The 20,247-nt window shown below is 42.8% G+C and carries 19 protein-coding genes; 11 read left to right on the top strand and 8 right to left on the bottom strand.

Annotated features, from left to right (window positions below; all coding sequences use genetic code 11):
- Position 1: 1 nt before the first annotated feature.
- Together FJD32_RS22780 and FJD32_RS22775 are read right to left on the bottom strand one after the other, a co-directional pair.
- Positions 2-730 (bottom strand): TraV family lipoprotein, encoded by a 729-nt coding sequence (locus tag FJD32_RS22780; protein ID WP_140906691.1) that lies wholly within the window; start codon positions 728-730, stop codon positions 2-4.
- Positions 730-1,557 carry a hypothetical protein gene (locus tag FJD32_RS22775; protein ID WP_140906692.1) on the bottom strand — a complete coding sequence of 276 codons (828 nt, stop codon included), beginning with the start codon at positions 1,555-1,557 and terminating at the stop codon, positions 730-732. Before FJD32_RS22775 ends, FJD32_RS22780 begins: the two co-directional genes overlap by 1 nt.
- A gap of 278 nt (positions 1,558-1,835) precedes the next feature.
- On the opposite strand from FJD32_RS22775, the gene FJD32_RS22770 reads away from it, so the two are divergent.
- The 3 genes from FJD32_RS22770 (at position 1,836) to FJD32_RS22760 (ending at position 4,646) form a co-directional block, all read left to right on the top strand.
- Positions 1,836-3,098 carry a PD-(D/E)XK nuclease-like domain-containing protein gene (locus tag FJD32_RS22770; protein ID WP_140906693.1) on the top strand — a complete coding sequence of 421 codons (1,263 nt, stop codon included), beginning with the start codon at positions 1,836-1,838 and terminating at the stop codon, positions 3,096-3,098.
- A 14-nt stretch (positions 3,099-3,112) separates the two neighbouring features.
- Positions 3,113-3,460 carry a hypothetical protein gene (locus FJD32_RS22765; RefSeq protein ID WP_037426880.1) on the top strand — a complete coding sequence of 116 codons (348 nt, stop codon included), beginning with the start codon at positions 3,113-3,115 and terminating at the stop codon, positions 3,458-3,460.
- Between the two features lie 259 nt (positions 3,461-3,719).
- Positions 3,720-4,646, top strand: a complete 927-nt coding sequence (locus FJD32_RS22760) for an Abi family protein (RefSeq protein WP_140906694.1) — start codon at positions 3,720-3,722, stop codon at positions 4,644-4,646.
- 953 nt (positions 4,647-5,599) lie between these two features.
- Here the strand turns inward: FJD32_RS22760 and FJD32_RS22750 are convergent.
- From FJD32_RS22750 to FJD32_RS22740, 3 genes are all read right to left on the bottom strand, one after another.
- Positions 5,600-6,673 (bottom strand): hypothetical protein, encoded by a 1,074-nt coding sequence (locus FJD32_RS22750; protein ID WP_037426883.1) that lies wholly within the window; start codon positions 6,671-6,673, stop codon positions 5,600-5,602.
- Positions 6,663-7,880: an AAA family ATPase gene (locus FJD32_RS22745; protein WP_011711563.1), complete on the bottom strand. Its 1,218-nt coding sequence runs from the start codon at positions 7,878-7,880 to the stop codon at positions 6,663-6,665. Before FJD32_RS22745 ends, FJD32_RS22750 begins: the two co-directional genes overlap by 11 nt.
- A 1,297-nt stretch (positions 7,881-9,177) precedes the next feature.
- On the bottom strand, positions 9,178-10,341 hold the full coding sequence (locus FJD32_RS22740; protein ID WP_140906695.1) for a replication initiation protein: 1,164 nt from the start codon (positions 10,339-10,341) through the stop codon (positions 9,178-9,180).
- A gap of 651 nt (positions 10,342-10,992) precedes the next feature.
- Between FJD32_RS22740 and FJD32_RS22735 the strand changes: the two genes are divergently transcribed.
- The 5 genes from FJD32_RS22735 to FJD32_RS22715 all read left to right on the top strand — a co-directional run bounded on the left by FJD32_RS22735 (position 10,993) and on the right by FJD32_RS22715 (position 14,952).
- A complete protein-coding gene (locus tag FJD32_RS22735; RefSeq protein ID WP_011711565.1) occupies positions 10,993-11,568 on the top strand; it encodes a hypothetical protein in 576 nt (191 codons plus the stop codon).
- A gap of 72 nt (positions 11,569-11,640) precedes the next feature.
- Complete coding sequence (locus tag FJD32_RS22730; protein ID WP_011711566.1) at positions 11,641-12,168, top strand: single-stranded DNA-binding protein; 528 nt, start codon at positions 11,641-11,643, stop codon at positions 12,166-12,168.
- A 257-nt stretch (positions 12,169-12,425) separates the two neighbouring features.
- Complete coding sequence (locus FJD32_RS22725) at positions 12,426-13,904, top strand: hypothetical protein (protein WP_240200027.1); 1,479 nt, start codon at positions 12,426-12,428, stop codon at positions 13,902-13,904.
- A 203-nt stretch (positions 13,905-14,107) separates the two neighbouring features.
- Positions 14,108-14,395 (top strand): hypothetical protein, encoded by a 288-nt coding sequence (locus tag FJD32_RS22720; protein ID WP_011711568.1) that lies wholly within the window; start codon positions 14,108-14,110, stop codon positions 14,393-14,395.
- Between the two features lie 152 nt (positions 14,396-14,547).
- A complete protein-coding gene (locus FJD32_RS22715; protein ID WP_240200026.1) occupies positions 14,548-14,952 on the top strand; it encodes a hypothetical protein in 405 nt (134 codons plus the stop codon).
- 147 nt (positions 14,953-15,099) lie between these two features.
- Here the strand turns inward: FJD32_RS22715 and FJD32_RS22710 are convergent, their stop codons facing one another.
- On the bottom strand, positions 15,100-16,314 hold the full coding sequence (locus FJD32_RS22710; RefSeq protein WP_014610911.1) for an RNA-guided endonuclease TnpB family protein: 1,215 nt from the start codon (positions 16,312-16,314) through the stop codon (positions 15,100-15,102).
- A gap of 24 nt (positions 16,315-16,338) precedes the next feature.
- Between FJD32_RS22710 and tnpA (FJD32_RS22705) the strand changes: the two genes are divergently transcribed.
- Both tnpA (FJD32_RS22705) and FJD32_RS25300 read left to right on the top strand, forming a co-directional pair.
- Positions 16,339-16,752, top strand: coding sequence for an IS200/IS605 family transposase (gene tnpA, locus FJD32_RS22705; RefSeq protein ID WP_014610912.1), 414 nt, complete (start codon positions 16,339-16,341; stop codon positions 16,750-16,752).
- A 206-nt stretch (positions 16,753-16,958) separates the two neighbouring features.
- Positions 16,959-17,081: a hypothetical protein gene (locus tag FJD32_RS25300; RefSeq protein WP_258195988.1), complete on the top strand. Its 123-nt coding sequence runs from the start codon at positions 16,959-16,961 to the stop codon at positions 17,079-17,081.
- A gap of 839 nt (positions 17,082-17,920) precedes the next feature.
- Here FJD32_RS25300 and FJD32_RS22695 read toward each other — a convergent pair.
- Together FJD32_RS22695 and FJD32_RS22690 are read right to left on the bottom strand one after the other, a co-directional pair.
- Entirely contained in the window at positions 17,921-18,232 is a 312-nt protein-coding gene (locus tag FJD32_RS22695; protein WP_140906700.1) for a helix-turn-helix domain-containing protein, read from the bottom strand.
- 203 nt (positions 18,233-18,435) lie between these two features.
- On the bottom strand, positions 18,436-19,641 hold the full coding sequence (locus FJD32_RS22690) for an RNA-guided endonuclease TnpB family protein (RefSeq protein WP_086904945.1): 1,206 nt from the start codon (positions 19,639-19,641) through the stop codon (positions 18,436-18,438).
- Positions 19,642-19,686: 45 nt separating this feature from the next.
- Between FJD32_RS22690 and tnpA (FJD32_RS22685) the strand changes: the two genes are divergently transcribed.
- The gene (gene tnpA, locus FJD32_RS22685) at positions 19,687-20,103 is read left to right on the top strand and encodes an IS200/IS605 family transposase (RefSeq protein ID WP_140907534.1); all 417 of its coding nucleotides are present in this window, start codon (positions 19,687-19,689) and stop codon (positions 20,101-20,103) included.
- The last annotated feature ends 144 nt before the right edge of the window (positions 20,104-20,247 follow it).

The raw sequence follows: 20,247 nt of genomic DNA, 5'->3' as shown, positions 1-20,247 counted from the left end.
GTTAATTGCCGTTAGCGCGTAACGCTTCTTGAACAGCTTTTGGCGCTTGATCCAAAGTGGCCTTTGCCGCCTCTAGATCAGCATTGAAATTATTACGCCCAGGTTTACCTGTCTTAATGCCAACTCCGTTAATTTCGCTTGGGTTACCCCTTCGCTCTTCTTCAATGGATTGCTGACGAATATAAAGCGGAGTGATTTGAGCAGGCATGTTGAATGCTTCACGGCCATAGGTGTATTTACGGGTTTCAATTTCGGTATAGACATAACCGACGTTCTGTAAACGGCCTTTGTCGTCTTGCCATGGAGCAAATGCAACACGAAGCATTTTGGGCGCCTGCCGAACAGCGATAGGCTCTGGAGCGGGTAATGCACGGTTGTTATCAGCCGTAAACATGTAAGCATTACTGACTTCATTCAGGGTGATTGGTTGGCCGTTAGCGTCCAAGCCATAGCCGGCCATGGCGCCGGAGTTAGCCACTGACTTCTTAGGTACTTTACAGTCTGGGCAATCTTCATCGCTTTCAGCTGCTCGCCGCGCTTTTTCTGCCTCAATGCCGCCAGGTGTATCAGCCAGTTTCAGAATTTCTCGAGTGGTGGTACAGGGTAATCCGCTGTTGTGAGTGTTTACACAAACCGTAGGCTCCTCACCCGTTTCGAACATCGATTGACATCCAAAAATAGTTGCCAAACTAACAGCGACCATGCCTAATTTTAATGCTCGAGTAATCATTATTTCTCCGTTTGGGAAATGAAATCAGTTAATGAATCGGGTAATCCGACGTTGTGCAGTCCGTGTCCGTTAACGAAATAGGGTAAACGACGGATCTGTAGAAATTGAGTAACCCCAATCGTGGTGGATAGCTTTTTAATGTCGCAGTTTTCGAGGGTTTCCGGGGCTGTGGTGAAATCACTGTTAACTAGCAAACGTAGGGATTCACTTTGGTCTTTGGCGCACCACAGCTCCCTCGCTCTAATCGCAGCCTCTTTACCATTCACTAATGGGGTAAGCAGTAACGCGATTTGCTTACCTTTAATCGAAAGGAGCTTATTGAATAGGTCTGCGTTTAACTTCGATAAAGGGTCCACAAATACAACTAGATCGGGCTCTGTTTTTGCTAAATCACCAATGTAATATGCAGCCATATCCTTAACAGAAACCCCTAAGACCTTATCAATCTTGGCAAGCCATGCCGCCTTTGCGTTGGCTTCAGTTGCTATAGGTGAACGGTTCCAGCCATCGAATACCTCGCCGCCTTTAACGAGAATCCTGCCATCCGTGGAGGCGAGCACTTGAGTACCATCTCGAGACACCATCATCACCATACCTTTCACGGGAAGCGCTTGAGACCATACGATGTCGTTTAACATCGAGAAAGCATTCTTGATAAGCTCCTTACCCTCACTTTCCGGCATTTTCTCTGGCTGTGTTTGTGCCTGCTTAGCTGATTTGTTTGCCTCTAACAAAGCATCTAAGCCACTGTTGGCCATAGCCAGCGGATGACACAAACCAAGCGATACTGCTAACGCAATTTTGGTTACCTTTCTTTTGATACTCATAGCACTTACAACTTAAAAAGTGTGTTGCATATTTCAGCAGTTTTGCCGCCACAAGTCAATTTTCAAGTCATTTTTCGTGAATTTCTTGTGCATTAAAATTTGATTGGTATGATGCAGTCATTATTAAAACAACTAGAACTTATAGCTAATAGCTAAAAGCTCACTCCAATAGCCCGCTCTTGCGGGCATTTTTTTGCTCCATTTCTAGAAATTTGCCTCAATAGGAAGCCGTGTAATGATGGTTTCAATTGAAGAGTTAGATTTTTGGAGTGAGTATCATGAGTTCATTTGATTTTGATTTAGATGCGTTAAATTCTGCTATGAACGCATTTTTTGACCCTGCCAGCGTGAGCATGGTTACCATCACCTGCCAGCAAACCTCAAGCATCATCCCTGCAAGCCTGACGCATTTAGTCAAGCCTGGTTATGTGGACGGCAAACCACAATTCTTATCTGACACCGGTGAACTTATCGAAGGTGTTTACTCAGACATTCCAAACGATGTGTATCACTCATTAGATGCCATTAGCTCAAGTCAGGTTAAGTGCTATGCAGATAGCCCAATGAAATACGAACAAGCGTATATCAACGGTAAAGGTAAACAGTTCAGCGCCAAATCCCGCGAGTCCGGTGTTCTAAGCCACGAATTAACACTAGAGGGAGCCGATGTATTTAATGCTCGCAGATTTGCCCTGCTCGACTCAGAGCAATTCCCAGATGATCCAAAGTCATTAACCGAGCTTAAAGATGCCTGCACAGCCAACAAACTAACAACCAGCGGCACCATTGCTGAATTAATCAAACGCCTTGAGCAAGCCAACGCTCCGCAAAAACCGTTTGAGTCACGTCAATTGGAGTGGATCAAAGCGAACATTGGTGACGAGTGTTTTGCGTTATGTGATACAGAACTACAGTCAGCGGTGACCTGTGCAGCAATCATTAAATTACTTCAGGATAATCAACATATCGCGATGAAGGCGCTTAAGCTGCCAGTGTCAAAGGAGATGTTTGATAGCGTTATAGGACTCAATCAAGCCATTGAACGCAACGCTCACGCGAACAAATTTTTAAATCGTAAAAACGGTATGGCGGAAGTCGCATTCTTTACAAGAGATCCTGAGACCGGATTGATGCTTAAGTGCAAAGTGGATTGGTTAACAGCCGTTAAAAATTTTATTGTTCCTTGCGATTTGAAAACCACGCGCAGTGCTAACCCAGCGTTAGCGGCCTACCAGTTCGCAGACTTACGTTACGATTTGCAAGCTGTGTTTTACTTAAAAGTGATTAAGCCACATTTGAATGAAACCGAGTATGCAGAGCGTCTATTCCCACTCATTACCGTTGAAACGGGTGATTGTGCAATTTGTGAAGTGTTTGAGCTTCACGATGATGATTGGGCTATCGCTGAGCAAGATCTGCCAATCATTCTTGATAATATGAAAAATAGCATTAAGAAAAACGAGTACCGAGGCTACACCGAACAAGGTAAGTCTGTTATCAAATTGGCAAGACGCAAATCTTCTCTGGCTGCAACTCGATAGGGTGGTGAAGGAATATGAATCTGCAACTCAAAGCACTTAAGGCTATTTACGACAAAAAACCTCACTTGGTGGCCAAGTACATCTCAGCAGGGCTCACCGGTAATCTATTGAACTTCAAAGATGGTCTTTTGCTGCGTGCGGCAATTACATCAAATCAGCCTGAGATTGCTAAGGCGATACTAAATGCCGGTGCAAACGGGTTTGTGCTAAAAGGGGAGGCTTATGCAGCAGCGTTTAAGCAAAACAATCCAGCATTGATTGAAATAATGCGGGACTGGGCGGAACGAAATCCGTCAGAGCTTAACACTATACCTGGGCTGGGCAGAAAACTCAGGCTTGATTCGGTGGAATCAGAGGTTTAAAAGTGAAAAATACAATTTATTATCAGTAACTTATTCACAGTTTCAGCTGGTGCAGATATATAGATTAAATCCAACATTGTAGACTTGAAAAGATTTTTAGGCTTCCTGAAATTGAAAACCCCAGCTCAAGGCTGGGGCAAATTCTTTAGGTCTTTACGCAAGGTCTTGGATATAATCCTTAGAGCCAGACGTCAACCTGACAAAAATTATATTTAATACTGACGCCGACGTCAACAACGAAGTTCGAGAGCAACGATAAATGCCACATACAATTAGCTATAAGGAAATTATAGAAGATTTTATTACAGAAGAACGTCTAAGAAGTTATAAGGTCACGTTTAAAACTCAAAGCGATATTGAATTGCTCGGGGCTTACTTATGGAACACCCACGTTTGTTCTGCTATATACCCTTTGCTTAGTGCCACAGAAGTGGCGCTACGCAACGCAATTGACTCTGCACTAACTTCTTCGGATTTAGGTTACTTTTGGTGGAAGAAGAACAAACTCCATTTTAAAAGTTTCGCCCCAGAACAGCCTGATAAGAATCCTCCATTTGAAGTCGAAGCTATCAGAAAAAACTTCTCTAAGGCTACAAAGCAAGTTCAACAAGACAAAAAGAAACGTTATAACATTGCCAATCCAACTCCGATGCATCAAGAGATAATAGCAAAAACTGAATTTTCCACATGGGAGTACATTCTTAGTAAAGAGTTCATGGGGCCAGGTTTGATTTGGCCAACTCACCTGGGTACCGTTTTCAAAGGAGAATGGAACACAACTAAGACCAAAGAGCTGCTAATCAATACAAAAGATCTAGTCAAAACCGTAAGAGAATTCCGAAACAGGGTTTCCCATCACGAACCCGTGTGGAAAAAATATGGTGTAGAGACTGAAATTGATGCTATCGAACATTTGCGCGATAAAATAAGCAAAATTTTGCAACTTTTGGAATTAGTATCCCCGGAAAAAAAGCGTCTTCTGGAAAAGAACAAAATTATCGAGAGAGCTTACCGTGCATGTACATTGGGTGAATTGAGACGATTCCAACACAATATTGCTACACACAATGTAAAGTCTATTTCTAAACTTTGCCGATTAGTGCAAAGCGCACATGATGCTAACTCAGTCGAGAAGATTCAAGTCTATGAAATGGGAAAAATTAGTTTTTTGATTCACCCAAACTAGGGTGTCAAAGCAATTCACCCCAAAATCCGCAAACGTCGAAAGAACGAATTACACAAATAAAATCGGAAGCTAGTCGATAGCAATGCGGTCATCTTCGTTGGTAACGTCAATTCCCTTTCGATGTTCAAAACCAAGCTGGCCAAATCAGCGTTGGATGCAGGCAGGTGGATGTTGAAAACAATGATGGAATACAAATGCGCTCACGCAGGTGTTGTTTTTGAAGAGGTCAACGAAAGTTACACAACCCAAACTTGTTCGTGCTGTAGGGAAATCCCCGCAAGTAGTCCGAAACAGCCAAGAACATGCTTACTGTCGGGTATAATCGTCTAGCGGTAGGAATGCCCGCCCTAAAAGGCGGAGAGGATACCAACAATAACACACCATAATTTACGGAATTGAATAACAAACTCTCATCTCAATAATCCACATAGGGTACATCACCCATTACAGCGCAATCATTTGAAGTAAGTTCCTGTAAAGTATGTAAGCGCTAGACAGTATTAATCTGTGCTTGATTCGGTGGAATCACGGGCTTAATAATCGAAAATTTTCTTTATCTTCAACATTTTACCATTAAAAATGCTTGGTGCAGATATTTTCGTTCCATCTAAAAGCAGCACCAAGCTATAACCTCGTTAAATTATTGTTTTTATGCTAAAAAACTCAGAATTTAACGCTTGATTCCACCGAATCACTCCATAAAAAAACCAGCATCTCTGCTGGCTTTACTTTCTTAATTGGCTGTTTGTCTCATTTTCGCGCTACAACGATTTAGTTCTTCCAGTTCATAGAACTTCATTGCAGGAAGTCTGAATGGTAGTTTATTGGTAATCGCGTTGTTTAAGGCCGTGGCTAGTGTTAACATCACTTCTGCTGACATAAATACTCCGAATAAGTATGTTTGTTAGTGCATGACAGGTCAGGCTTGGCGGTCGGCCTGTCAGTTTCTTTTACTACTGGTTTTTTGCTTCTACTAAATCAATTAAGAATTGTTTTAGCTTCTCAATCTCTTGCTCCGACAATCTTGTTACTTCGACCTTGGTCTTTCGATTTTGGGTCGATAATTTAGCCCAACGATTGCGGTCGTCACCCTCGGCAATTTTATCATTTGCCAGCTTTTTGGGTTTTGATTGTTTATCAAAGTCTTCGAACACCTTCAGTATCTGACTGTTTTTCTGGCCATCGACATCAAATAGTCCCGCTACCGATGTTTCGCCTTCATTTGCATCGATGCAAATTTTTTCAATTTTCTCAAGTAACTGCTCGCTCAATAAAGCTGAAAGTTGATGCTTTTGAGTAATGTCATAAAGAGCCATAATTTGTGTTGAACTTAAAGCAGAAGGACAGGGGAACAACTCAATAATTTCATCTGGAATTTCTGCGGCTTTAAGTGCTCTCGTTACATACGAATAAGATACGTCGAATTGAGCAGCTAGCTCTCTCAGAGATAACTTAACTGTTTTGTTGTTGGCAATCTCGAGCTCGTTTTTCGCGAGTGCCTTTTTCATCTGAAAACCCGCATCTCGATAACTATACTTTTCAGAGGTTTGGACGTATTTAACGATTTCGTGAACTTCTTCTTCTGTTAGTACAAAATCGGTATACAGCACATTTAATCCAGCATTCTCTAAGATTGCTGCCATACGTCGGCGCTGACCATCAAACAAGTGATAACCAGTTGAATCCCGTGTTGCCAACGCATCAGAAAATTGCACCTTTGCAATAGTTTTACGGATCCGCAGTAATGAATTTGGTTTTACATCACCGGCTGGACGCGGGTTAAATGGGTGTACGAAAGACTTTGTTTTGAGTTCTTCCGCCGTTAAGTGCTTACGAGTGAATGTAAGAGTACGCCCACTGGACAATTTAATTTTAATTGAAGTAGCAGAGTCGTTCAGTACATCAGTATTAGCAACAAATGCAGACTCAGTAGTTTCTGGATGTAATTGACTATTTAAACCAGCAGAGTCAACTAAGGCTCTGCCAAATGGAACGCGCTTACGCGCTTCTTTAGCATTAGATACCATATTCTGAACCTCTAATTCTTGAAATGTGTTGGAATAGCGCCAAAGTAAATTGGTCTAGCGACTCTCTTGCTTTTTTAAGAGCTTTTGAGTCCCCTGTGTAGCTTCCAGGATGTACTGACACAACGGTATCAAATGTTTCTGCACAGCGCTTAAAGGCAGATAATTCAGGAATACTAGCCATCATCATGTCTTCAGCAAATACAGCGTTGGCAATCATTGAGCTATTAATATCTTGCTCGCTCTGCGAATACTTAGACATAAAAGCCAAATGGCCTTTCAAATTCGTTGTTGCGCCTTCTGCTTCTAAATGATCCAGCATTTCTGGAATACGAGTCACGTATTGCAATGTTGAATGTAAATCAACGGTTGAGGGCGGAAGTGGAGTCACTAAAACGTCAGCTGCACACAATGCACTTTTTAAAAGTGAGTCTAAGTGTGGGCCGCAGTCGATAAAGATAAAGTCGTAATCGTTGATTAGCTTTTCACAGACGTTGCGAGATAACGCCTCAAACGGATTAATTTCCGAACCAAAACGCTGAGCGCATAGAGCTTCCCATTGAGATGCTATAAAAGCATCTGCAATGCTTGACGGTATGATGTCAACACCAGGCACTTGAGTAGGTATGACAAACTCGTCTAACAGCTCTTCACGAGTTAAGTCTTGAAATACGGCTTGAACGACAGTGTTATCAATTGTACCAATGGAGTTTTTATGGCTCATGAACATACTGGCTGAGCTTTGAGGATCAATGTCCAGTACTAACACTTTTAAATCATGCTGAAGCATTTCAGAATGGCAACGTAACGCTTGGGCAATATTTACGGTTGATACAGTCTTACTTACACCGCCTTTGAGGTTACAAAGGAATACTACATAGCCGCGTTCAAATTTCTCACGCAATGCTTTATGTCCACGATGCTTGTAAATATCGACTACTTGCTCAACCGTTAGATCATAAACTTCAACGCTACCGTTTAGCTTCTTATCGAACTGGTAACCAGTAGCTTCCATCTCATTAATCGATTTTTCTACGATCTTACGAGTGAGGCCTCTCAGGTTAGCTAATGCGCCTTTTGAGTAACGCTGGTGAAATGTATCTAAACCAAATTCGATTTTGTGCTGTGTAATAGAGTCAGACATGGTGTTAAGCATTTTTCGTGCCCTGTCAGCAGTCGTTCTCATACGAGCTTTGAAGTGTTCATTCATAGCAATTTAACTCCATTTATCAATTGCGTATAAGATTACAGCTAAAAGGTGTGGATTTCAATATTTGGTACATTAAAATCCGCACCTATTTAATGGTGTGCTAATTTCCTCACCTGGATGTTAGTGTCTGATGATATTAGATATACACTCAGCTTCATATCATGAAAGGGCAATGATGCTTTATAGGTGAAGACTGTAGGTTGTAGGTTTACTTGTTTGCTATGGAGCATTCGGGAAGTTGAACTAGAATCGAATAGAATCCTGTTTCTTCTTTTGATCTTAAAAGGATCAAAAACAAGATCTATCTGCTTGGGAATATAAAAAGATATGATCTTTTTATTAAGATCTATTAAAGATATAAAGATCTATAGGGTAGAGTTTTTTATTTTGAATCAATATGTTATGCGTGTTTTTCAAATAGTTTTTTCGCTTTACACCTAGATCTTACTCGTCAGGTTCCCAGATCTCACTCGCTTTATGCCAAGATCTAACTCGTGACAGATCAAAAGTTTACTCGTTTAATACACTGATTTTACTCGTGTTACCCATAAGTATTACTCGTGTAGTTATCCACAGTAAAGAGTTTTGGTTGTTTATTGCCCTAAACACAGAGTAGATGCGCCTGTATTGATTGAATTTTATACTTTCTCATGTGTTTTATTCGTGTGACCCCTAGAGTTTATTCGTGTGAAAGACTGTACTTTACTCGTATTTATGAAAAATCAGTTCGTTGTCGCATCCAATTTTAAAATAACCCAAAAATAGACCAATAGTTTACTCGTTCATATGTCGGTAGTTCACTCGCTACTATATCAATAGTTTACTCGTCTATATGTCCGTAGTTCATTCGCTTCGATACCAATAGTTTACTCGTCTATATGTCTGTAGTTCACTCGCTTCTATATCAATAGTTTACTCGTTCAAGTATCTGTAGTTCACTCGCTTCTATATCAATAGTTTACTCGTTCAAGTATCTGTAGTTCACTCGCTTCTATATCAATAGTTTACTCGTCTATATGTCTGTAGTTTACTCGTCTATATGTCTGTAGTTCACTCGCCTCTATATCAATAGTTTACTCGTTCACATGTCGATAGTTTACTCGCATCTATAACCATTAGTTTACTCGTTCCTTTATCTGTAGTTCATTCGCTCCTAAACCTGTAGTTTACTCGTACCCATGTCTATATTTTATTCGTGACCAACTCAATATTTTTTTCGTGCACTAACCCAATAGTTTACTCGTATTTGAGTAAACTATTGAGAAAGACCAAAGGTTTGATATGGAGGGGAGGGGGATCAGGTATTGACGTTTAACAAGAAATCTAACTTATCGAGTGCAGAACTCTTCAGTTTTGGTCGTTCAGTTTGTTCAGATTCGTTTTCTGCTTTCTCAATCGATATTTTTCGGTAGTGTTTGTAAATGTCGTAAAATAATTCTCTACAGCGCGGTCTGTATTTCTCATAGTGTGATGAGAGAACGTAGTAAGCTACGGCCAGCTGCTCAGTCTCTTCTTGAGTAAGCGTTTCTTTTTTCATACGCAGACGATTCTCTGCATTCATTGCGACTTCCGCTGCTGCTTCAAGATCCATTGGATGCAATTTGATGAATTGATCTATCCAAAGGTACTCGAACTCAATGCTGGTAATTTTGTTGCCTGTTTTGTTTTCAATGATGCCATGACGTTTTTTACCAGAAGGATCTGTGTTGAAAAACATTACCTCGTCACTACAAGCCTCCTCTATTTCTTCAATCGACTTTACCAGCGCCTGATTGACGAATACCGATGTGTCCTTCATGGTTTTCTTGCCTGGCAGATAGTTATCTTTGTCGTCAACTAACCCGAAAATACCTTTGAGAGTCATAACGTCTGTCTTATACAACTGCTTCTCAGGGGTTTTGAACCTCGATAATAGGTCATACATTGGTTTAGAGTATTTTCCCCTCAGTCGTAGGAATCTAGCCACGTTAACGGAAGCGTATCCTTTTGACGCGTCGTGAAAAAAGTCTCTCAAGTCATAATTTGGTACCATTGTTAACTTTCCACGTGCATATTTCACTGTCGGGAAAAGGACGGATGATTCAAATTCATGAGTCGTCGGATGCTCTGCTAAAACCGTTCGTTTCTGAAGCCTAAGAGCGACAGGTTTAATTGTTGCCGCAAGGCTTTTGGATTCAACTTGAAGCCAATCAGCCAACCTAGAGGCGGGGATAGAAATTTCGAGCTGGGTTTCTTCTTTCCACTCTGTCTTTTGCATCTGGATCAGAAATAGGGCAAGTAGATTTTGCTCATGGGTCGTCATCGATATACGACTGTAGATTAAGTTGTGGTTTTTCTTATACGTCTGCGGTAATTGCGCTTCTGGATGTACATCGAATTTGTCAGTTTTGACTTTCTTCGATGTTGTAGTTACCCCATCTGAACCCTGTAGTACCTGTTTGTTGTTTGCTTTATCTGTCATGGCATCCTCCCTATGCATCAATATAGCGTTCGCCATTTTCTCATTCCATATTTTTTTCGTATTCCCTCCATATTTTTTTCGTGTTGACCCAACTATTAAATTTCAATCCCTATCTTTTCTTCGTGTATCTCCATATTTTTTTCGTGTTCACACAATATTTTACTCGTCATATACCTATATTTTATTCGTGTAATCCAAATAGTTTACTCGTCTTAAATTGTGATCAAAATTAACTCTGTAAATGTAAGTTATTGTTATATAAGAGTTAAGTGTGGGCGGTGAACAACGGGATCTTGCAAGTAAAAATCTGTATTTTTTTTGCACAAATATGTTAAATTTTTGAATCAGATTATTTAAAGGCAAAATGAAGTCTAAAAAAAATCGTTAGGTATTGTTTTAAAAGGGTTTTTAATGGTTTACATAGATTTCGATATAAATATTTGTGTATCAGCATTGATTTTGACAACCCAACTGTGAATGACACTCTAAAGATGACGAGAAAAATCTATGAGTAGACGAGTAAAATCTCGGGCTCACACGGTTTATTTATTGGAATTTTGAAGTAAATCGTGGCAGGGAGGGGAGCGCAAATTTGCGTGAATTGATTCAGAGGCCAATATCGGGCCATCTTTCCCCGATTGCGAGGCATTCATGAAAGTATCCAGTTCTAGCCAGTTAACCGATTTACTGTCTTCCGTTTGGCCCAATAACGAAGTTAACGCCTTACAAGGTCTGCTTTCATTGTTTGACACGTTAATTAATCACGGCGCCAGAGTATGCGAGCAGCCAACGCCGGATATTACTCCCGCTCAAAAGACGTTGTTTGTTCAGGCTGTCTATTCAGAGTTATCGAGCGGTAATCTCGACCCCATTGGAAAAGCAATTAGTTTTTATGGTGCCGATGCAGGGTTTACTCACGACAATCAGGATTTCCGCTTGTGTATCCATGCCGGTGATCGTCAGCCATTAACTGTGAAATCGTATTCATCATTGCAGTCCGGTTCGGGGCTGGATGTACAGGGTTATCTGTTACAGCTGGCTAACGGTTGTCAAAGCAACATCGTAAACGACCCATTTCATTCTCTCTGGATACGACTAGAAGATCCGAGTCGTAGCAAGCTAATTGCCGCATACGTGCAGATTACTCTGCTAATGAAAGCGATTTCTAAGCGAGTAGGTAGGGCGGTATCACCGTTTTGTGTGGAACTGGTGGCAATAAATATTTAAATATACAAAATTTGTGTGATTATGAGTTTGTGTTTTAATGTGCTCGTTAATTACTTCTTTGGAGAGAGCAAAATGGGTTCAGTTAATAAAGTTATCATTGTTGGCAATATCGGTCAGGAAATTGATTTTAAGACACTTCCTAGCGGTACAAGCGTAGCAAATTTCAGTGTGGCCACGAGTGACACTTGGAAAGACCAACAGGGTGTTCAGCAAGAGGTGACCGATTGGCACAAGATTGTTGTTTGGGGCAAGCTGGCTGAGATTATCAATCAATACGGTGGAAAAGGCCGTCAGGTCTACATCGAAGGCAAGCAAAAGACTCGCAAATATAAAGATGCCAATGGCCAAGAACGCTACACAACAGAAGTTGTCGTGGACTTTGATGGTCAAGTACAGCTTTTAGGTGGTTCACCAAAGGATAATGCAGGCCAAAGCTCTGGTTATCAGCAAAACGCACCACAGCAGCAAGGTTACCAGCAAAACGCACCGCTGCTGCATGGATACCAGCAAAATGCACCGCAGCAAGGCGGTTATCAGGCGCAACCACAGGGCGGTCACCAACAAAATACTCAGCAACAGGCTTATAACTACCACCGTTAACCTTTAGGGTTTGTTGAACTAGCCGCCTTCGGGTGGCTTTTGTTCTGTCCACAGGGGCTCATAAAGCCTGCGGCGCCGTGCCTTTAACTGGCCGATCCCAATAAGTCGGAGCCAAAAGGTTTTCGAATATGGGTTTAATGGCTTCGGGAGAAAGGAAAGCGAATTTATGCTTGCTTGAAAGAAATCGATGTTATCCGCAAACATTAATCTTAAATTATTCTATAGTGCTATATAAGGATGTTTCTCTGAAATACAAGATGTTATCATTGGCCATCACAGTCTCTCTTGCTGGCCCAATCCACGCAAGTGAGTTACCGATGTTGTTGGACAGACCCGCTGACTCTATTCCATTGGATAGGTCTATAGAGACAAAGCTCAAGCAAGCAGGGGGTTCTCCTTCGATTATTGCAAAGGCGGTAGCGTTGTCAGCGGCTAACATCAATATAAACGCTGATGCTGAGAACGCAGAGATTAACTGCAAGCCATATCCTCGTGATAAATACTCTCAAACACTGGTTCAGGATTGCACCACTGTACCTGTTGATCTCTCCAAGACCGTAGCAGATGTGATTTTCTTTTATCACCCTCGTTGGATGGAGCAAATGCCATCGAAGGGGCAGGCATTTAAAGCAATCAGAGAAGAAATAGCTACAACAAATAGGGTGTTAGCTCAAAATACTCCTGCACAGCTCAAACTGGTAGCATTTGAAGAGCCGACGTTTGCTGGCTATCGAGATTTCGAAGTGGCTTTATATGGCGGGGAAGAAAAATACCAAGAATTACTCGCTGTGGGTTTGGATGAAGTGCCAAACAGCTTCGATGCCTATAACAATCGTTCATCTAGCTACACCTACCAAGGTGAAAAGTGGACTAAGTATTATTATGGCGCTGAAGGGATGTTAAATCTGTCGTGGAACTATTTACCATTTTATTTAAGTGGGCGAATGGGTATTGAGACTCTGCCAGAAGATACCAAGATGCTGTTAGATTACAGCCCAGACATTGAAATTTATGGTCGTTTAGCCGAGCCTGAATACAGTGATTTCGAAAAAACACTCTGTGGCTCAGCTGGATTTAACGCTGCACAGCTTACGTCCCATGGTGTAAATACCTGCCCGAACACCGTTGTGCATGAAATAGGGCATGTGTACTTGGCCGATCATGACCTAGCGCACCGCAATACCGATAATATCGCTAAATTTAAACGTGCTACTGATTCCCCTTGTGATGGCGGTTATACGGTAATGACTTGGCAATCATCTCCGGACACCAAACTGTATTATTCATCCCCTGAAGTGATTGTAAATGGTAGTGTTTGTGGCGATGAAAGCCTGAGTTTTGTTGTGTCTCGTAACGGCGATTTATCAAAGTCAGCGTCGGTGAAAGTGTTCATTGATAACGCGGTAACACTGCTGGATTCAGATTTTATTGATGTGAAGTTTGCCGCCGGTGAAAGCACTAAATCTGTTGTAGTAAGCATCATAGACAATGCCTCAACCGCTGAAAACAGTAGTTTAGTGGCGGAACTTGTTACCCCAAGACTATTGAAGGTGACGGGCAGTACGATGGCGATCACTATCAACAATGACGATGTACTACCTGTGGTGACTCCGCCGACTACCTCGACTACTCCAACCACCCCAACAACACCAGAGCCGGAATCATCTAGTGGTGGCGGGTCATTAGGGTATATCAGTCTCGTTTTCCTCGCCTTAGCTAGACGATTACGAAAATAACCCAGCGCTTCAAAGACAGCTCCCATTGGAGCGGTTTTTTTGTGCGTAATTTACAGTCATATTTGATGACCAGAAATATTTAAGTGATAGGTTAACAGAGTAAGCAGTATCGAGCCTGGGAACCCCAAATTTTTGCGTGAATTTCCCGATATGAGTTAATGAGCATGAGTCAAATGGCTCAATAATTCTGAGAGGGAAGGGTAGTGGATATACTGAATATTGCTGACATCAATGTGGCTGAATACGTTGAATACGATACGCCAGATCAAACGCCTGTCTGGGCATGGATTGAAGACAACGCGACGTATACGCATCGCAAGAACCATGACGCGGATAACTGCGGCATTTGGGAGTTTGTTGTGAATACCTGCTGCATTACCGATGAAGATTGTGATGTATCAATCGAAGATGTGCCGCAAGAAATCAGGGGGGCGGTCCGAGAGGCCATTGATAATGGCGCAGCCTATATTCTGTTTCATCAAGGCACCTAAGCAGCTGCCTAAGATGTAATTTAGCCCCCTGATAGATTTGGTTCTATCGGGGGATTTTGTGTTAAATTGCTGATGAAACAGAGGAAAGCAAATGTTGTATTAAGCATATCCAAGCGTTATTCACAAAATCTGTGGATAAAAGGAAGCCTATAATGAAAGTGAGATTTTTGTGTGCAGTAGCTCTTGCGAGTTCACTCAGTGCCTATGCCGCAGACGGTGGAATAGATCTGAAAAAATCTTTTACCCAATTGGATTGCTCTGAGACTAAACCCGTTGGTAAACAGCTCGGCTATCAGTCTGATTTTGATGATGGCAGTCGCTCAAGATTGTTCTATCCCTTCGTGAAGGCTTTTGGTGGTGTTCATCGTGAGTTTAGTTTGCTGAGCGGGTACATCGATGACCGCTCTCAAACCGCCGATTACTTTTATACACAGATAGGGACATCACGCGTCAGGTATTTTGAAACCACGGCCAATTTTAATTCTGAGTACGGCGCTAACAAAGTAGCGCTATACTGCTTCGAGATAGAACGCGCTTATATTTTCCCAAAAGTCTAATCCACCAGCTCTGAAATTTGCCAGAAATTCAATCATTGGTAGCCTATTCACAGTAACTAACCCAATGAGGAAAAATAGATGGAAACTCAATCAATGAACAACTCCCACTAAACGCTGCGCGTTTTGAAGGAGTTTCAAAAAGAAAGCCTAAGCTACCTTTTTAGGCTGGTTCCCAGCCTGAATACCTAACGCCCAGTTTAAGTTAACTTGCGCACTGGCTACATCACGGGGCTTCTCACAACCACATTCGCATGAGTGCCAGCGGTCTGCTAAGGATTTCTTCTTCTTAGCTCCGCAGTCTGGACAGGTTTGACTTGGCTTAACTTGCTTTGTTGGTACTTCAACAAATTCGCTACTAGCTTCTTCCGCTTTGTATCGCAGCAAATTAAGAGTCATGGCTGGCGCGGTGTTCAGAATTTCCCGATTCAGACCAGCCTTTTGTTTCACCATTTTTCCGTTTTTCTCGACAGTACCTTTGGCACTGCGAGTCATGTTCTTAACGGTGAGTTTTTCGGTGGCGATCAATGCCGCCACTTCAACTAATTTTGCAGTTTCTTTATGAGTAAAATCGAGTCTTTGACGGGCGATTTTCTGGTGGAGTTTGGCAATTTGATGCTTTAATTTTCGCTGGGTGCGAGTGCCTTTTTTCGCTAACGCGAGGTCACGTTGTAAAGAGGTTAATCGCTCTTTGCTGTTTCTGAGGTAACGGGGGTTTTCGACTTGCTCAAAATTACCATCCTGATCGATAGTCGAAAAGTAATGAGAAACACCCCAATCCAAGCCAACAGCTTTAGTGCCACAGTTTCTCTCAATGGTGTCATACTCCATTGAAACTGAAATGAACCACTCACCATTCTTTCGGATGATTTCGGCAGTTTTCGGCTTGCCTCCTGTGTTTCTAGCTTTACCTCGGATCTTAACGATACCAACATCAGCCAAATAAACAGCACCATGCTTTTTTTCTTTCAGGTTGAGCTTCCAACCATCACCATGAGCCTTGTAGCCCCAACCTTTAAAGCGTTGAAATGGTTTAAAACGTGGGAATCCAGCTTTCTTATCACCTTTTTTGAGCCGTCTAAAAAAACCGTCAAAAGCCAGTGCAACACGTTTTAATGTGACTTGCTCACTCTGAGCATTAGCATTGAAAATGCCATGCGCTTTACGATTATTACGCCACAGAGTGTTGATTTTGCACTGTTCGTGAAAGTTAAGACTGTAATTAGAATCACGATATGTTTCGATGCGATCACGTAAAGCCCAGTTGTACAACTGGTGATGGTGGACAAACAAATCCATCAGCGATTCTTCTTGAGAAACTGATGGTTTCATTTTATATGTAACTTTACGGATTGCTTTTTTCATAACAACTAATTATATTTAGTTGTTATGAAAAAACAAGCCATAAACACGCTGTATCACAGCGTTTATAATATTCACTATCATTTAGTTCTTGTAACTAAATATCGTCATCGCTGTATCACGCCAGAGGTTGCCGCGTACTTAGAATCTCAGTACAAAAGGTTGTTAAAATCTTGGGATTGTGAGCTTTTGGAGTGCAATGGTGAGCCAGATCACCTTCACCTTTTAATTTCTGCTAATCCCAAGATGCAACCAAGTAAAATGGTGAACAGTTTAAAAACTGCTACATCAAGACTTGTGCGAAAGGAGTTTTCCGAACACTTGGGTGAGTTTTACTGGAAGCCAGTTTTTTACAGCAGAAGTTATTGTCTGGTTAGTTGCGGAGGTGCGCCACTTGAAATCGTGAAGCAATATTTAGCTCAGCAGGAAGGATTTGATTAAAGCCACCACTTCGTGGTGGTGCGCCTTTCACCACCACCTAAATTAACTCGCTTTGGCTCATTAGATTTAGATGGAGCACTTGGCGCTATTGGGTAGACCCAAGAGAAGCGTTTGTTAAAGAAATCACTGGTGAGTCAGATGTTGCTAACTGCTCTTCTTCAGACTATGAAAGGATAGAGGATGCGTTTATTGATGGCGCAAGCGAAATGGGGAAATACCTTGAACAATGTGAAGCACTTCGAGCGGCAGGCTTTACTGAGCTGGCTGACAGCCTAGTCACGTTAGACAATCATCGCCAAGCCTTCGATTGGGCGCGTGAAAACCTCTAATGCCTTTGAGCATCCCTTCTAATTAATACCCGCTTAGTGCGGGTTTTTTATTGCCATTAAGCATGAAAAAGGGCGCTTAATCGCGCCCTTATTGCCGAATAACACAGTGGTCTCATAGAGATTCATTCTTCTTGTAGGCAATGCTCACAAGCATTGCAGCTAAAACAGTATCGACAACCGCAACCCGCGTCACCTTCGCTCACGCCGCAATCACAGCAATTAAAGAGAGAACAACAGTCCCACTTGCCGGACTGATTAAGGCATTTAGGGCTGTCGCCTTCGCTCGTTGTCACTGGCCCTAGGATATTCATCGTCATCTTGTACGCTCCTGCTTTGAGTTTCTAGCAGCTTCTCACAGATTCAAAACGACACAAATTTCTAGGGAATCTCTCAAACGGGGATTGATGTTTTTCTGATGGCTCAAGTACGACATCTCCTGGACACGCTTTCCCCCCAGGCTGACAACTCTGTTAGGTGATTACATGGGAATTGTTGATTTTGGCCAATGCCCGGATAGACATGAAGCGACGTTGAGATGTGTGTTAAGCACTGACATAGATGTGAGTGTTTTAGTCCGAGACTTCTTCAGCTCCGGGACTTGATTCCCCCGGATGACTTCTCAGTAAGGCGTTAACGTGTTTTGCGTGGGACGAGGCGACTAGCTTAAGTAGGGGAGGCCTAAAATCACAATTTGATTCGGAGGAATCAAGCTGAAAATATTCTAGTTAACCCTTTACATTCATGTTGTTAGGTGTGATTTAGCTTGGTGCAGACTTGCAGGAATTTGAACGGTAGAAGCAAAAAACGGAACCATCGGCTCCGTCTGCGGCTTGTGTCTCTTAAGAAAGCACACACTCAATGCCATTCTTATCAATCATGTTAAGCAATCTTAACGCGGCACCCTGTGGCTTAGACTTTCCCTGTTCCCATTTTTGAATGCTCTCATTGCTCATATTCAGAATCGTAGCGAGGACACCTTGGCTAATGTGCTCACGCTCCCTAATATGCTTTATTCGCTCTGCTGTCATTTCATCTAGCTTTGCGCTGAGCGCGAGTGCATCGATTTTTCGCATGGTTAGCTGATCCATCGTGCCATTTTTAGCTAAACGCTGAGCCAGTTTGTGCATTCTATCTAAGCGTTCATCAGTCATTTCGAACCTCTCTTAACTCACCACTTAAGATGTTATTCGCAATATCATCCTCAGAGAAACCACGGAAGGTATTCCCGATTAGCTTATACATTTCTAACAGCTTATCTGGGATTTCCTTTCCTTTTTTGGGGATATCGCTTTTTCGCCATCCGTCTATGAATTGACATCCTCCTCGCCGTAAACGACGAGGATTCCTACTGCGGTTAGGCGCGAACGCCGGACTCGCTTCGGTGGGTTCCTGCTGCTGGCGGCATTGTTGCACCACTCACTTCACAGGCTAATCGGGCGTGTCCCGCCCTTAATACATTGATCGCGCCGACGACATCGGCGTTTTCTTCAAAGCCACATTCCACACAGGCAAACCGAGCTTGCGTGGCGCGGTTATCCTTCGATATGTGACCACAGCACGGACACGTCCGGCTGGTGTTTTTCGGTGGAACGGCGATCAGGTGGCCGCCATTCCATGCCAGCTTGTAATCGAGCTGGCGACGGAACTCAAACCAGCCTTGATCAAGAATAGCTTTATTCAGGCCTGACTTCGCCCTAACATTCCTACCCTGTTGCTCGGCGGTTCCTGCCGCTGATTTTGACATGTTTTTGACCTGCAAATCTTCAATACAGACTATCGCGTGGTTTTTGCTAATGTCGTTTGATATTTTATGCAGGTAGTCACGGCGGCTGTTGCCGATATTGGAATGAATGCGCTGAACTTTGGCTTTGGCCTTTTTCCAGTTATTGCTGAATTTTACCTTGCGGCTCATGGCCTGCTGCGCCTTGCGCAAAGCGGTTTCGTGCCGTTTGAAACTGTTGAGCGGGGCGTAGAAACGGCCATCGGACAGGGTGGCAAAGCGGGCAATGCCCATGTCAATGCCGATGGCATCGCCCTGATGCACGGCAATTTCAACTTCCCGCTCGGTCTGGATCGATACATACCACTTACCACAAACCTGACTGACCGTGACGTTTTTAATCTCACCTTCCACCGTCCGACTGTTGCGGTAACGCAGCCAGCCGAGCTTGGGCAGGAAGAGTCGATTATTGCCTTGCTCCAGTTTCACCCCTTGTGGATAGCGAAAGCTATCTGACTGACCCTTCTTTTTGAAGCGCGGGAAGTCTGCTCGTTTGGCAAAGAAATTTTTGTACGCCCGATCTAAATCTTTCAGCGACTGTTGCAGCGTTTGAGAAGGTGAATCAGACAGCCATTTTGTTTCTGGCTCTGCTTTCCATTGTGGTAACAGATTATTCAGTTCAAAGGCCGATAGTTTCTTTTCACCCTGCTCATGTCGTTCTTTTTGCAACGCCAGCGCCTTGTTATAGACAAACCGACAAGCACCGGAGAAGCGGCGCATCTGGCGCTGCTGCTCTCCAGTGACAATCAGTTCGAATTTGTAGGCTTGCAGTCGTTGCATGGCTTGCTCATACTGTGTCAATACAACTCAATTATAGATTGGTCTATGGAAATTGAAAGCGATTTAAGGCATGGCAGGCATTGTGTTTTTAAAATGCACGTTCATTTGGTCTTTGTAACAAAATACCGACGAAATGTCTTTACCAAAGAAGTGCTGGATGATCTAAAAATCTTTTTTGAAAAGGTCTGTCTTGATTTTGAATCAGAGCTGGTTGAGTTCGACGGTGAAGACGACCATGTGCATTTGTTGGTGAATTACCCGCCGAAGGTGGCCGTGTCGAATCTGGTTAACAGTCTCAAAGGTGTATCCAGCCGGATGATCCAAAAAAAGAATTACCCTTCGATCAAAAAGAAACTCTGGGGAGGTGCGCTCTGGTCGCCCAGTTATTTTGCGGGGAGCTGTGGTGGTGCGCCAATTGAGATCATCCGGCAGTATATTGAGCAGCAACAAACTCCGGCGTAGCCCTCAGAACGGCTTCGCCGTTGCGCTATTCATCCTCGCCCTGAACGGCGAGGTTTTCCGCGCTATCCGATAAACGTATGTTGGAACAATGGTTAAAGTCTGGCTTTATGGACAAAGGGCTGTTCTATCGCACTGACGAGGGAA

The organism is Shewanella sp. LC6, from assembly GCF_006385735.2.
Classification (GTDB): Bacteria; Pseudomonadota; Gammaproteobacteria; order Enterobacterales; family Shewanellaceae; genus Shewanella; species Shewanella xiamenensis.
This window is presented reverse-complemented; position numbering and strand designations above follow the sequence as displayed.

Excerpts from the sequence above, each read along its gene's own strand:
- FJD32_RS22780 (WP_140906691.1), bottom strand. The coding sequence starts at position 730 with ATGATTACTCGAGCATTAAAATTAGGCATGGTCGCTGTTAGTTTGGCA.
- FJD32_RS22775 (WP_140906692.1), bottom strand. The coding sequence starts at position 1,557 with ATGAGTATCAAAAGAAAGGTAACCAAAATTGCGTTAGCAGTATCGCTT.
- FJD32_RS22770 (WP_140906693.1), top strand. The coding sequence starts at position 1,836 with ATGAGTTCATTTGATTTTGATTTAGATGCGTTAAATTCTGCTATGAAC.
- FJD32_RS22765 (WP_037426880.1), top strand. The coding sequence starts at position 3,113 with ATGAATCTGCAACTCAAAGCACTTAAGGCTATTTACGACAAAAAACCT.
- FJD32_RS22760 (WP_140906694.1), top strand. The coding sequence starts at position 3,720 with ATGCCACATACAATTAGCTATAAGGAAATTATAGAAGATTTTATTACA.
- FJD32_RS22750 (WP_037426883.1), bottom strand. The coding sequence starts at position 6,673 with ATGGTATCTAATGCTAAAGAAGCGCGTAAGCGCGTTCCATTTGGCAGA.
- FJD32_RS22745 (WP_011711563.1), bottom strand. The coding sequence starts at position 7,880 with ATGAATGAACACTTCAAAGCTCGTATGAGAACGACTGCTGACAGGGCA.
- FJD32_RS22740 (WP_140906695.1), bottom strand. The coding sequence starts at position 10,341 with ATGACAGATAAAGCAAACAACAAACAGGTACTACAGGGTTCAGATGGG.
- FJD32_RS22735 (WP_011711565.1), top strand. The coding sequence starts at position 10,993 with ATGAAAGTATCCAGTTCTAGCCAGTTAACCGATTTACTGTCTTCCGTT.
- FJD32_RS22730 (WP_011711566.1), top strand. The coding sequence starts at position 11,641 with ATGGGTTCAGTTAATAAAGTTATCATTGTTGGCAATATCGGTCAGGAA.
- FJD32_RS22725 (WP_240200027.1), top strand. The coding sequence starts at position 12,426 with ATGTTATCATTGGCCATCACAGTCTCTCTTGCTGGCCCAATCCACGCA.
- FJD32_RS22715 (WP_240200026.1), top strand. The coding sequence starts at position 14,548 with ATGAAAGTGAGATTTTTGTGTGCAGTAGCTCTTGCGAGTTCACTCAGT.
- FJD32_RS22710 (WP_014610911.1), bottom strand. The coding sequence starts at position 16,314 with ATGAAAAAAGCAATCCGTAAAGTTACATATAAAATGAAACCATCAGTT.
- tnpA (WP_014610912.1), top strand. The coding sequence starts at position 16,339 with ATGAAAAAACAAGCCATAAACACGCTGTATCACAGCGTTTATAATATT.
- FJD32_RS25300 (WP_258195988.1), top strand. The coding sequence starts at position 16,959 with ATGGGGAAATACCTTGAACAATGTGAAGCACTTCGAGCGGCAGGCTTT.
- FJD32_RS22695 (WP_140906700.1), bottom strand. The coding sequence starts at position 18,232 with ATGACTGATGAACGCTTAGATAGAATGCACAAACTGGCTCAGCGTTTA.
- FJD32_RS22690 (WP_086904945.1), bottom strand. The coding sequence starts at position 19,641 with ATGCAACGACTGCAAGCCTACAAATTCGAACTGATTGTCACTGGAGAG.
- tnpA (WP_140907534.1), top strand. The coding sequence starts at position 19,687 with ATGGAAATTGAAAGCGATTTAAGGCATGGCAGGCATTGTGTTTTTAAA.